The organism is Microcystis sp. M049S2, assembly GCF_020245625.1.
Classification (GTDB): domain Bacteria; phylum Cyanobacteriota; class Cyanobacteriia; order Cyanobacteriales; family Microcystaceae; genus Microcystis; species Microcystis ichthyoblabe_A.
Genome location: NZ_JADBUN010000063.1, coordinates 1 through 12,534 on the forward strand (window position 1 = coordinate 1; position 12,534 = coordinate 12,534).

The following is a 12,534-nucleotide window of genomic DNA, read 5'->3' on the forward strand; positions in this document are numbered from 1 at the left end:
CTTTCCGAAAGTCCTTGACTTGTTTCAGTTTTTCTATTAAGCTCAACATATATTTAAAAGGTTGGCGGTCACTTATCATTTTACCTGGCAGTGATCGCTTTTACTTTTGATATTCTGATGGGAGAATGAAACAGCCCTACCCTTGATAAGGGGGGCTTTGATCCTTCTTGATAAGGGGCTTTGATTCTTCTTGATAAGGGGCTTTGATTCTTCTTGATAAGGGGCTTTGATTCTTCTTGATAAGGGGCTTTGATTCTCCCAACCCCGGCTGCCGCAAATACGGCGATGAGGATGTCAGGTCTTACTCCACTCGATTAAAGCGCTAGTCAATCCTTCTAGGGTATATTCTCGCGCCTCGATATCAACACGACCAAATAACTCTTGACAGGTTTTTGAAGTTTGCGGACCGATAGAAGCCAGACAAACTTTTTCTAATAGGGAATTAACCGATAATTCTGCCGTTTCTTGTCGCAATAACCGATAAAAATTCTGGACGGTTTTGGAACTAGCAAAGGTGACTATATCGACTTTCCCATCTCGAAACGCTTCCCAGATGCCACTATCCATGCGTGCCGGACATCCGGAATAATATGCGGCCACTTCCGTCACCTGACCAGCTTTGGCCGTTAACTCCTTAACTAATATCTCTCTGCCTCCCGTTTCCACGCGAGGAAAGAGGAATTTTTGCCCCCTAATCGGGTCGGGAAACTCGTTTACCAAGGCATCGGCGACAAAATCCCCCGGGATAAAATCCGCTTTTAATCCTCGTGAGTGCAAAACTTGGCTGGTTTTTTTGCCCACCACGGCGATTTTTACAGTCGCTAAAGCCCTAGCATCTTTTCCCCAAAATGTCAAGCGATCGAAGAAAAAATTAACAGCATTGGCAGAAGTTAAAATCAGCCAATCAAACTCTTTTAACTGAGCGATGGCATCGTCTAAACCTTGCCAACGGTCGGGGGGACGAATCTCTAAAGCGGGCATTTCTAGGACTTCTGCGCCTTGATTTTGCAAAATTTCGCTAAATTGACTCGTTTGCTCGGCGGCACGGGTAATAACAATAGTTTTACCGCCTAGGGGTGGGGGAGAGGACATAATCGCCAGATCCACAACTTGACCAATGACCATAATAGAGGGTGAGAGGGACACCCCGGCGGTTTGAGCGAGAATATTTTCTAAAGTGCCGCGCCAAATTTGTTGATCCTTGCGTCCCGCCTGACGGATAATAGCGATCGAGTCGTCAATATTCCGCCCATTTTGGTATAATTTCTCGATAATTTGCCCTAAAGACTGACCGGCCATCAATAGCACAAGTGTATCAATTTTAGCTAAGGCTGACCAATCGAGAGACTCGGGATCGTGAGCGCTCAAGACCGCAAAACAGCGACTAATATCCTTTTCCGTCAGGGGAATTCCGGCCAATAAAGGAGCGGCTAAAGCGGAGGAAATACCGGTTATCAGTTCAAAATCACAGCCTGCCTGCTTTAGGGCCAACATTTCAGGATATACTCGCCCAAAAACCCCCGGATCACCACTTTTAAGCCGAATAACTCGTTTTCCCTCTTGACAATAATTAACCAGTATCCGATTAATCTGATTCTGCTCGGCCCCGGGTTGTCCCCCCCGTTTGCCGACATCGACTAAAATACAGGTTTTCGGCACTAGGGAGAAGATTTGACTATCCACTAGGGCATCATACAGCAAAACCTCGGCCGTGCCTAAAATTGCTCGCGCTTGCAGGGTGAGAAAACTGCTCTGACCGATTCCCGCACCGAGAAGATAAACTTTACCCCGGGGATGGACGACTGCTGACATAATCGCAAATTTGAGTTTAATCTTTAATCTAGCACTTGGAGAAGATGCAAATTACTAACGCAACAAGGGCAGCAGTAAAGTGACGAAATAATATACTAGGGGAGCGGTGAACACATAACTATCGGTGCGATCGAGTATACCACCGTGACCGGGGATTAACTGGCCGGAATCCTTGACCCCAGCATCGCGTTTCATCATCGATTCGGTCAAATCACCCAATAAACTGACGATACCAATTAATAGGCCCAAAATTAAGCCCGTCAGCTGCCAATAGGGCCAATCTAAATACCAAGCACCCAAATCGGCCACCGCTATACTGCCTAAAATGCCAAAAAAGGAACCTTCCACGGTTTTTTTGGGACTAATCAGCGATAAACTGGTTTTCCCTAACCATTTTCCCATGATATAAGCTCCGATATCGGCGGCCCAAATGCAACCGAAAGCTAGAAAAGTCACCGTCAAAGCGGCCGGGAATAATTTCGGTTCCATCCACGATTCTGGCCAATATCCCATCAGGGGTAAGTTACTGGCAATGGCCACGGGACCACTTTCGGGAGAAAAACCGACCCGTAAACGAATCCAATAACTGGGTAAGTAACCACCGTAAAACAGACCGAGAATTGAGGTGGAAATGTCGGCAATTGTCGCCATTTTGGGCTGAAAGAGCAGATAAAAACAAATTAACGCTCCGGCCAGGGGAAACATGGCATCGGTGAGGGGGGCTGCCATAGTTGCCGTCAGTAGTAATAATTGGGAAACTACGAGAGTGGTTTTAGCGGCCGGTTCAATGCCTTTAGCGCGAACTAAGCGAAAATACTCTAATTGTCCCAAAAAGACGATAACACCGATGCCGAGGGTGAAATACCAACCCCCAACGATAATAATTCCCAGTGCGAAGGCAATAGCAAAAATAGCGCTGACAATGCGTGGCCAAGGCATGGTTAATCCAGAGAAATTAGGCGGCATTGTCATAATTATATAGATTAAGAAAACTTTATGGAAGGTTATCCCCAATTAAAGTTTATCGCCGCTCAGGATAAACATGGGATCAACGGCGGCAAAAACTTGGTGAATACCCCTAGTTTCTAGGCGATTTACTGCCGCTTGGACAATCTCGATATTACGGGCCTGTAAATTAGAAAAACCTTCGGAAAATTGATAGAGGGTTTCTAAATTATTGGCCGTAGCCACGATGCGGCCATTGGGTTTCAGGTATTGCCACACTTCTTGCAGGACCGATTTAATCGGTTTGCCGCCCTCGATACAGACGCGATCGGGTGCGAGGGATATATTGGGCAGACAATCGGGTGCGCTGCCTTCAAAAACGGTGACATTTTTTACCCCGAAGCGATCGCAATTACGGCGGATTAAACTGGCCACTTCTTCATCCCTTTCAATGGCAATAATCGGACTATTGGGGCATAATAAGCCAATTTCAACGGGAATAGTGCCGGTTCCTGCTCCTATATCCCAGAAAACCCCCCCATCACCTAACCTCAAAGCGGAAATCATCAATAATCTCACCTCGCGTTTACTCAGGGGAATCCCGGGTAAACGTTCAAACAGTTCATCGGGAATACCGGGGGTTTTATATAACCAAGTCATGGGGGATCAATTATTGGGAAGCTTCACTACCAAGCATTATTATATAAGTTTGTCAAATTTTCTTTATTAAGTAAACAGGGACTTTTATAGGCATAAAACCCTGATTATAGCTCTAACAAGCTATTGTCTGTCATTAAGCTAAGACGTATTTTAACCCCCCTATCCTTAGATTAGGTCAATCTCTCCCAATCCTTTTACTGTTGCAAGACTGCCACAGTCCCTCATCTCAACAAGCAATTTAAATAGGCGGGCAGCTGATCTTAATGATGAGATAGGAAGTTTTTGTTTTGGTGGGTCAGTCCTCCGTCGTCAACACCAAATTACGTTACACTTCATCTTTATGAGAAAGGCCGTCATGATCCTTTTTCTTAAGCATAGATTTTCCTAATCAATTTCTTTGGGTATTGTCTATCAAATGTTACTAAATACTCTGGCTATTCAACCTTCTTAGCATCTGTCAGCCAAAAACCATAGACTAACTCCTGTTTTATCAACGATAACTCTAAGTAGCTGGTTATAATTAAATTAAAAATGGATTTTAGGTTCGATCCCCCCTGCCCCCTTTGATAATGGGGGTGCCGATCCCCCCTTAATCCCCCCTTAATAAGGGGGGCATCTGAAAGTTTTTAATACCTATCTAGTTATCATGTCTAATATCTATCGTCTTGCCCAAGGTCATTTAAACCTATTGGAAACCTGTCCACCCAGATTTCAAAAAGTCTATCTAGAGCAACTTAACACACCGGCTGACCCTGGGCAATTGGAGAGGCAAGAATGGGGCAGTCAGTTTCACCTATTATTACAGCAGCGGGAATTAGGGCTGCCGATCACGTCCTTATTACGCGAAAATGAACAGTTAGAACATTGTTTAACAGCCCTATTAAAGGCCGCCCCGGCAATTGCCCAAAATCCGGGAGAAGCTAATCGAGAAGCGGAACATTGTCGCAGTTTAACTGTGGGTAATTATTTATTAACGGTTATCTATGATTTAATTTTACTAGAGAGCGATCGAGCGGTAATTTTTGACTGGAAAACCTACTTAAAACCTATCGATGCCGACAAACTAGCCAAAAATTGGCAGACGAGACTTTATCTGTATGTGTTGGCAGAAACTTCTGCTTATCCTCTTGATAGTTTATCGATGACCTATTGGTTTGTGCAGTTACCCCGCAACCCCGAACAAATTACTTTTAACTATAACCAGAAACTACACCAACAGACAGGGCGGGATTTACGCCGTTTATTGAAGGATATCGATCGCTATCTATCAGCATACCAAAATGATTTAGTCGATTTTCCCCATCGTCCCGATTGTCAGCTTCATTGTCCCTATTATCTTACACAAGAGCGATCGGGCCAAATAGACTTACCCTCGATCGAGGATATCCCTGAAATCAATCCTTTTGTCTAATTATTGCCAATTTTGTCAGTATTCTCAATTCAGAATTCTGAAGATTATTTTTATTTATTCTCCCTTCTCCCCCTCTCCCCCTCCCTTCTCCCCAATTCATAATTCATACTTTGTGCTTTTTGTCAAAAAAACTTTTTCTTTGTAATAAAACTACACAAAAAAAAGATCATCGTTGTGGGTGAAATTGACTAATTTACCCGTCTTAATTAGGATTACCTTGTAGGTGTGGCAAGGGTTTCAACCCTTGCCACCCAAAAAAGCACAGAATAACCCACTATGAAATTCTATCAAATCGCTGTAACCATTGTAAAATCGTTGTTAAATAAAAATCTTTCTCAATTAATTCTTAAGAATTTATAAATATTGCGGAATGTTAATTTAAATATTCTCAAGTTTTTGGGGTCAATATATAACTTTTGCTTATCTTTGGCGAACATTGGGTTAGAAGTCAGAAGTCGGGAGTCAGAAGTCAGTATTCAGGAGACAGGAGATTATTTTTATGTATTCTTCCCACACCCCACACCCCACACCCCACCTCCCCACTTTCCCACTCTCGACAATTCCCCTTCTCCGCCGCGTTAACCATGGTCGATAATAACAAAAGACAGATCGATCGCTTGCGCTCATGACCGGCAACCACTACCAAACCTTAGAAATCAGCCATAAATCGACCCCTGAGGAGATTAAACAGGCCTATCGGCGTTTAGCCAGACAATTCCACCCCGATAGTCAAAACGATAGTGCCAGTCACGATAAAATCGTCGCTATTAACGCCGCCTACGAGATCCTAAGCGATCCGAGACTAAGAAAGGACTACGATAACCAACTAATCGCCAATTCTCCCGAAAAACGCGCCCAACGCACCGCCACCGCCCAAGCAAATTATCATCGTTACAAAGAAACAGTCCAGGAAGACGAAGCCCTGGTCAAACAGTGGTATAACCAGACCTATAGCCCGATTAATCGCCTGATCGGTCAAATTATCCGGCCCCTCAAAGGTCAGATCGATCACCTATCCGCCGATCCCTTCGATGATCGGTTAATGGCTGTTTTTCAAGACTATCTAGAAACCTGTCGCCAAAATCTCGATCGAGCCAAAACCCTCTTTTCCCAACGGCCCAACCCTGCCAAAATGGCCAAAGTGGCCGCTTCTCTTTACTACTGTCTCAATCATCTCACTGACGGACTAGAAGAATTAGAAACCTTTACCCTTAACTACGATGATCGCTCTCTCCACACTGGTCAAGAAATGTTTCGTATGGCCCAGCGTTTACAGGTAGAAGCTAAACAGATAGCCAGTCAGTGCCAAAAGTAGACCGCTTGTAAAAATCAAAAATTGTTGTTAGGGTGAGGAGTAAGTAGCCAGTAGTCAGTAGTCAGGAGAATTAAGAATGAATAATAATCAATTAAATGGTCTATTTACAGATTTTAGGCCATTTAATCATTATTTTTGCCGTCTTTGAACCCTGAAAAATTAATTATGCCAGAGCTTGATTAAATCTCTAGCCATGGGCAAAAAAAAAGACGAAAATAGATCAAGACCAGATTTACCCAATCCCTAGCTTAACCCCAATGAGAGACAAACAATCAGAAATTACCAATATATCCACCCCTAGAGATTCTGATCTTTATTCCTTGCCTCCCGCCGTCCAACGTGCTGCTAATATCCTTTTACGTCAGGGAAGAATCGGTTTTTGGACGCAGATTGTCCTAGGCGTAATTTCAGGGGTTTTATTGCTCATTGCTACCGCTAGTTTATTAGGGACGAGACAACGCACTTCCGGTATTGAAATCGGTGTTTTATGTGCCATTGGTGGGGCTTGTTTCTTGGTAGTTGCCATTTTCTTTTCCTCTCGTTACATGAAAATTGCCCGTCAAATGTTGGGGGGTGATCAAGATAGTCGCCCGAAAAAATCCGATACTATTCAGTTAATCCGTCAGGGTTTAATCGCTAATATTATCGGGATGTTTTTAACCATTTTGGGAGCGCAAGCCTTGGCAGGAATCGTCTTAATTAAATCCCTCAATGTTCCCCAAGGTACTTTTAATGTTGCCTCTAACCCCAGTCAATTTGTTAATTCCGTTGACCTGTTAATTGTGCAGGCTAATACTAATACAATTCTCGCTCACTTTACCGGTATTGTTACCTCTTTGTGGCTTCTTAATCGTATTACTTCTAAATAAATATGACCATGCAACGCACCCGTTTAAGTACGCTGGCTAATGTCACCAGCAGCCGGTTTAATAGCTTTTTTGGTAATCCTTGGCGGCGGATTTCCCTCCAGCTAATTTGTGTTTTATTTGGAGTTTTTTCTGGTCAAGCAATTGTCACCACTGCCGGTCAAACTGCTCAATGGGATGTCACCGCTGCCGGTTTATTGCTGCTGTTTACGGAGGCGACTAGCCGGATTGTTTACCGAAAAAGTTCCCAGGCTAAACCAGCACCGATTCTGCGAGAATCTCTCAATTTACTAAAAATTGGTATCACCTATAGTTTATTTCTAGAAGCCTTTAAAATTGGCTCTTAAATCCCCAATTGAAAAATGAAACGCACAACTCCTTAAGAGTTGACAGAGAAAGACTAATCAGGTTTTGTCCGATTAATACAACAACAACTAACATAGAACCAAGAAACTTGCTTTACCAACTTGGTCAAGAGGGAAATTTATTGACTATAAACTACAAAATAAAGGCGGTAACTGCCCCTAGGGAGTCGAGGTAGTTCACTATGTTTCAAAATGGCTCCAGTGAAGTTAATATTCTCCCCATGGACGAACATAATCAAAAATTAGTTAATTATGTTCATCCTGCCGATTGGCTCAATCCCCAACCCCAAGATTGTTATGATTTAGTTGTCATTGGTGCGGGTACTGCGGGTTTAGTCGTAGCGGCGGGGGCGGCGGGTTTAGATATAGGTTTAAAAGTGGCTTTAGTGGAAAAACACTTAATGGGGGGAGATTGCCTCAATTTTGGTTGTATTCCTTCTAAATGTCTGATTCGTTCCTCTAGAATTATCGGGGAAATTGAGAAAGCCAAAAAATTAGGAATTGATATTGGGGATACTAGGGTAGATTTTGCCAGAGTCATGACCAGAATGCGGCAAATTCGCGCCGATATTAGCCATAATGATTCGGTGCAACGTTTCCAAAAACTAGGTATCGATGTCTTCTTGGGTAGCGCTCGTTTTTTAGGACAAAATGCCGTGGCAGTGGCGGGAAAAACCCTCGCTTATAAAAAAGCTGTCATTGCCACTGGTGCTAGGGCTTTTCATCCCGATATCCCCGGACTAAAAGCAGCGGGATTTTATACCAATGAAACAATTTTTTCCGTCACAGAATTACCTCCTCGATTAGCTGTTATCGGTGGCGGGCCGATTGGTTGTGAATTAGCCCAAGCTTTTCAACGGTTAGGCGCACAGGTGATTTTATTTCATAATTATTCCCATCTTTTGAATAAAGAAGACCCAGAAGCAGCCGAAATTATTGAGAATACTTTCCTGCGGGAAAGAATGCAATTAATTCTCTCTTGCCAAATTGAACGGGTGACAAAAAATGAGCAGGGTAAAACCATTGAATATACAAGCAACGGTCAAGGAGCAACTATCACCGTTGATGAGATTTTAGTCGCTGCTGGCCGGGTGCCTAATCTGTCAGGATTAAATTTAGAAGCGGTGGCCGTGGAATACGATACTCGTCGGGGAGTCAAAGTTAATGATTATCTGCAAACTACTAACCCGAAAATTTATGCGGCCGGTGATATCTGTATGGATTGGAAATTTACCCATGCTGCCGATGCATCCGCCCGTATTGTGATTAAAAATACCCTCTTTTCTCCCTTCGGTTTCGGACGCTATAAGCTGAGTAATTTAGTTATGCCTTGGGTCACTTACACTGACCCAGAAATCGCTCGTGTCGGCATGGATGAAACCCAGGCACAGACCCGGGGATTGGTCACTAATACTATTAAAATTCCTTTGAGTATAGTCGATCGAGCTATCGCTGATGGCGAAACGGACGGTTTTTTAAAAATTATTCACAAACAAGGTTCCGACCAAATTTTAGGAGCCACTATCGTCGCCGCTCACGCCGGTGAGATGATTTCTGAAATTACCACCGCTATGGTTGCCAAAATCGGACTGAGTAAACTTTCTACTGTCATTCATCCCTATCCCACCCAAGCGGAAGCGATTAAAAAGGCCGCCGATGCCTATCGTCGAACTCTCTTGACTCCTAATAGTAAAAAACTCTTGGAATTGTTGACTAAATTATCGCGTTAAAATCAGTTATTGCCACCGGAGAACTGCGGCAGAACTTTGAACAATTCTGGCGGGAAGCAGCCGCACAGTTGGGAAACGCCCAATCCCTCACCGAACGGAGGCCGGGGAAATGGCAAGAGTACCAGTTGGAGAAATACCAACCCCTGACGTAGCTCTGCCCTTTTTAGAATACAAGTAAACGGTGAAAACCTTCTTGCTCAAAATGGCGATCGGTGGTTAATGCTTCATTAATATTGAACTGACGCATCAATAAAAAGCTAACTGCATCACACAAGGAATAAGTCTTATCTTGCCGTGCCATCAATAGTTTGACCGCAGCACGATGTAAAGGCTCTTCTATCCAAACTGTCTCGATATCTGGATTTTCTAGCAAATCGGTGATAAATTCTAGGGTAGCTAAACGTGGGTAATGGCGAACTTGAGCTAGAGCAACTAACTCTGCTAAAACGTAACTGTGGGTGCTGCTTTTACCTGCACTATCTAACAATTGGACAGCTTCTTCATGTCCTGGTTGATCACGATAGACATAGCAAAGTAACCCAGAAGTATCGAGGAGTATCACCGATTTGATGTCTCCTCATGAGTATCTCCATACTCTCTCCCTAAGTCAGCATCAATGCTTTCATTATCTGCTCCTGTCGGATAGCCGCTAATTGAGCCAGCGTGCGCTCGAAAGCGTTGACGTGCTGCTTCTTTTTCCGCTTCCGTGCGTTGGTCTTTATTTTTGTTCAAGCGATACTGTCGCTCTAGGGAAGTTGTTACTAATTCTGACAGGTCGATACCTAATATTTTAGCTTGCTGTTGCAGGGCGGCATAAACTTCATCGCTCAATTCTAGGGTTAAGACTTGACTCATTTGGCTGTACCTTCATTGTGGCTATTGATTAGATTAATTTCTTTTTTAACTCTTTGACCATTATAACCTCGGACATCAGCTTGTCTCTTCACAGTAGCACTGTAGGGTGGGTTAGCGACAGCGTAACCCACCGCATATTAGAAAATTGATGGTGCGTTACATTAACATTAACGCACCCTACGAAAGCTTATAAGTCATCTTCCGATAATCGAGCTATTTTCATAATTGATTTTAAAGTTCCAATTTTTAAGTCCTGATTGCGGTGTACAGGAATAGATAGAATTTTATCTTCATCCTCCTTTTCATAAATATGGTGACTACTGGTAATTTTTTTGAGTATCCAACCTTTTTTTTCGACAATTTTACAGAGTTTTTTCCCTGATATTGATTTCATACAGCAATTTCAATCACTTCTGACCTAGATTCAGGTTGTTTGCTTTCATTGGCAACTTCTAACCAGCCTTGTATGGCATCTTGGAGGTTATCGACAACTTCGTCCATACTATCTCCTTCTGTTATACAACCGGGCAGAGCGGGAACTTCAGCCCAGTAACCGCCTTCTTCGGCTGGATGAATAATAGCTTTGATTTTCATCAGGTTCAGAATTTTTGAAAACTTATCTCTTATTTTAATATGAATATGGAAGTTGGGTTTCCTTGCGTCAACCCAACCTACAGGCGATGCGATCACACTAGCTTGCTGGTGCTGGTGGCGGATAGAAAGCTTGGGAAGACATTCCAAAGACTAACGGGGTTGCGGTCGGGTCGCTGAAGGAGTCAAATGTAATGATCTTGGTGTCATTTGGTCCGTCTTGGACAAACTTCTCTTCACCACCCGCCAGCGAGAAATTTAGTCCAAAAATCGAGACGCTTGCCGAGGCATTGTAGTAACTCTTCACCGTTTCAGTGTATGTCTCTGTGCTGATAGTAAGTGTCACCTTTGGCTTGTAAATCACAAATACTGATACCGGCACCATGTGCAATGTGCCTTCTTCACCGAAGAAGTCTTTCATTGTAAATCGGCTACCTTGAGGAAACTCGACCTTTGATGCCATTAGCCAGTCTGCATTGTACCACTTCCCCCGACTGATCAGGAAATTGTTTGCACCGATAGCCTGCACCTGTAGCTTATATTTTGTATCTTGAATCACGCGCTTCCAGTCAATCGTCACCGACGATGAAATTGAACAACAGTTTTGCTTCACACTCGACTGGATTGACTCCTGCCACTCCCCAGTTTCTAGGGTTTCCTGGTCGATGGTAATATCAAGCTCATACGCTCCCTCTGACTTGGATGTCCATTTGGTCAATATAGTGGAAAGATCCTCAATGGTGGTCAACAATTCCGTCTGGGTTACTCCACCAATGGTGAAGCTTTCCATATTGGCAGGTTCAGTTACAGCTTGTTGTGCACTACCAAGATCCGTATCAACGGCTTTCACAAAGTCGGCGATTGTTTTCTTGACGTTGTTTTGTTGTTCCTGGTTATTTTGAATTTGTGCATTCCAACTAGGACCCTCCGTCCCCTCAGTGGTAAGCCATTGAAAATAGGTAGTATTTCCAGCAATCTCTGGGTATCGGTTTTTCCACTGAATGAAGGCATCCATTGCCTGGCCAGCCAGCGTGGCGTAGTCACTCTCCAGGGCAGAAAGATTAGTTTGATATCCCTGATATTGCGGGTTTGTCTGAAAACCGGTAGGGGCAATGGAACTAATATAGGTAGAATATGAACGTGCCACCAGACTCGTTGTTTCTCGATAAGGCGTTGCTGAATCAAGGTATGAATAACAACCTTGCACCCATCCAAAAGTTAGTTTGGGTCTAGGTTTTAAAAATCCCACAAGAGAAGATTCATATCTCAAATCAGCAACGCCCTCGATAAAAGCCGTCTAAATCACCAGGGACGATATTTGCGCGTGTCCAAGCGGGATAGTCTGTTCCTGATGTCCAATCGGCCTGCAAAGGCTGTCCAGCAAACTGGAAATACGTTTTCCCACGCTCCTGCGGAGCAGACGCATTCTGCAACGCACGATATTCCTTTATCAAAGCCATTGCTAGATAATCCCATTGGCTTTTGTCACCGAATGCCATAATAAAACTCCTTGAGAAAAATGTCTTGTCTTTGGTTTGGGTTTAAAAGTGATTGGTTCAATCACCTTTGATACCAGTGCGATCTGTAGCTTGGGTCAAGCAACAGCCCCACCCGGGAGCATCTCATTTATGCAAGTGAGTAATTATACTTATCCATAAAACTGGTTTCTAGCAAGGCTTTCAAAATAGCTTGACATAAAAACCTGATTTAGGGGTTACAAAGGTGAGAGGCTCCCCCCCACCCAACACCAAAGGCGACTTGTGAACAACTACTATACACATTACCCCCCCGCAATTGTATCCTACGCTACAATTTAATAAATCTTTACATTCTTCTCCCTAACTAGGGTTAGCTGAATAAATCTTAAAACCTTGTTGGGTAAGACTTTTAGACCTTTTGTCAATCAAAAAGTACCGGATATGGGAGTGATCGGGGGAAAATTCAGGTACTTTTTCTCTGAAAATTAGGTAATTGGCCACCTCAA

Annotated in this window: 14 protein-coding genes; 5 read left to right on the top strand and 9 right to left on the bottom strand. The window is 43.5% G+C overall.

The features are described from left to right. Positions 1–294: 294 nt before the first annotated feature. Genes cobA through cbiT form a run of 3 tightly spaced genes read right to left on the bottom strand, consistent with a single transcriptional unit; the run spans position 295 to position 3,417 of the window. A complete protein-coding gene (gene cobA, locus IM496_RS05230; protein ID WP_287661460.1) occupies positions 295–1,812 on the bottom strand; it encodes a uroporphyrinogen-III C-methyltransferase in 1,518 nt (505 codons plus the stop codon). A gap of 54 nt (positions 1,813–1,866) precedes the next feature. After that, positions 1,867–2,784 (bottom strand): phosphatidate cytidylyltransferase, encoded by a 918-nt coding sequence (locus tag IM496_RS05235; RefSeq protein ID WP_149988635.1) that lies wholly within the window; start codon positions 2,782–2,784, stop codon positions 1,867–1,869. A gap of 42 nt (positions 2,785–2,826) precedes the next feature. Then, positions 2,827–3,417: a precorrin-6Y C5,15-methyltransferase subunit CbiT gene (gene cbiT / locus IM496_RS05240; protein ID WP_002732225.1), complete on the bottom strand. Its 591-nt coding sequence runs from the start codon at positions 3,415–3,417 to the stop codon at positions 2,827–2,829. Positions 3,418–4,063: 646 nt separating this feature from the next. On the opposite strand from cbiT, the gene IM496_RS05245 reads away from it, so the two are divergent. The 5 genes from IM496_RS05245 to IM496_RS05265 all read left to right on the top strand — a co-directional run bounded on the left by IM496_RS05245 (position 4,064) and on the right by IM496_RS05265 (position 9,104). Continuing rightward, positions 4,064–4,828: a PD-(D/E)XK nuclease family protein gene (locus IM496_RS05245; RefSeq protein ID WP_287661462.1), complete on the top strand. Its 765-nt coding sequence runs from the start codon at positions 4,064–4,066 to the stop codon at positions 4,826–4,828. Between the two features lie 625 nt (positions 4,829–5,453). Continuing rightward, on the top strand, positions 5,454–6,143 hold the full coding sequence (locus IM496_RS05250) for a J domain-containing protein (RefSeq protein ID WP_287661464.1): 690 nt from the start codon (positions 5,454–5,456) through the stop codon (positions 6,141–6,143). Positions 6,144–6,400: 257 nt separating this feature from the next. Further along, a complete protein-coding gene (locus IM496_RS05255) occupies positions 6,401–7,012 on the top strand; it encodes a DUF3611 family protein (RefSeq protein ID WP_002733490.1) in 612 nt (203 codons plus the stop codon). 2 nt (positions 7,013–7,014) lie between these two features. Continuing rightward, positions 7,015–7,356, top strand: coding sequence for a DUF565 domain-containing protein (locus IM496_RS05260; protein WP_002800797.1), 342 nt, complete (start codon positions 7,015–7,017; stop codon positions 7,354–7,356). A 200-nt stretch (positions 7,357–7,556) separates the two neighbouring features. Further along, complete coding sequence (locus IM496_RS05265; RefSeq protein WP_287661466.1) at positions 7,557–9,104, top strand: mercuric reductase; 1,548 nt, start codon at positions 7,557–7,559, stop codon at positions 9,102–9,104. Between the two features lie 163 nt (positions 9,105–9,267). Here IM496_RS05265 and IM496_RS05270 read toward each other — a convergent pair whose 3' ends face one another. From IM496_RS05270 to IM496_RS05295, 6 genes are all read right to left on the bottom strand, one after another. After that, positions 9,268–9,666 carry a type II toxin-antitoxin system VapC family toxin gene (locus tag IM496_RS05270; RefSeq protein WP_287661468.1) on the bottom strand — a complete coding sequence of 133 codons (399 nt, stop codon included), beginning with the start codon at positions 9,664–9,666 and terminating at the stop codon, positions 9,268–9,270. Continuing rightward, positions 9,663–9,959 carry a hypothetical protein gene (locus IM496_RS05275; protein ID WP_002733598.1) on the bottom strand — a complete coding sequence of 99 codons (297 nt, stop codon included), beginning with the start codon at positions 9,957–9,959 and terminating at the stop codon, positions 9,663–9,665. Before IM496_RS05275 ends, IM496_RS05270 begins: the two co-directional genes overlap by 4 nt. 187 nt (positions 9,960–10,146) lie before the next feature. Next, positions 10,147–10,353: a type II toxin-antitoxin system HicA family toxin gene (locus IM496_RS05280; protein ID WP_002741035.1), complete on the bottom strand. Its 207-nt coding sequence runs from the start codon at positions 10,351–10,353 to the stop codon at positions 10,147–10,149. Then, complete coding sequence (locus IM496_RS05285) at positions 10,350–10,553, bottom strand: type II toxin-antitoxin system HicB family antitoxin (protein ID WP_002734086.1); 204 nt, start codon at positions 10,551–10,553, stop codon at positions 10,350–10,352. Before IM496_RS05285 ends, IM496_RS05280 begins: the two co-directional genes overlap by 4 nt. 97 nt (positions 10,554–10,650) lie before the next feature. Next, a complete protein-coding gene (locus IM496_RS05290; RefSeq protein WP_287661471.1) occupies positions 10,651–11,697 on the bottom strand; it encodes a hypothetical protein in 1,047 nt (348 codons plus the stop codon). A 124-nt stretch (positions 11,698–11,821) separates the two neighbouring features. Continuing rightward, positions 11,822–12,049: a hypothetical protein gene (locus IM496_RS05295; protein WP_287661472.1), complete on the bottom strand. Its 228-nt coding sequence runs from the start codon at positions 12,047–12,049 to the stop codon at positions 11,822–11,824. Between the last annotated feature and the right edge of the window lie 485 nt (positions 12,050–12,534).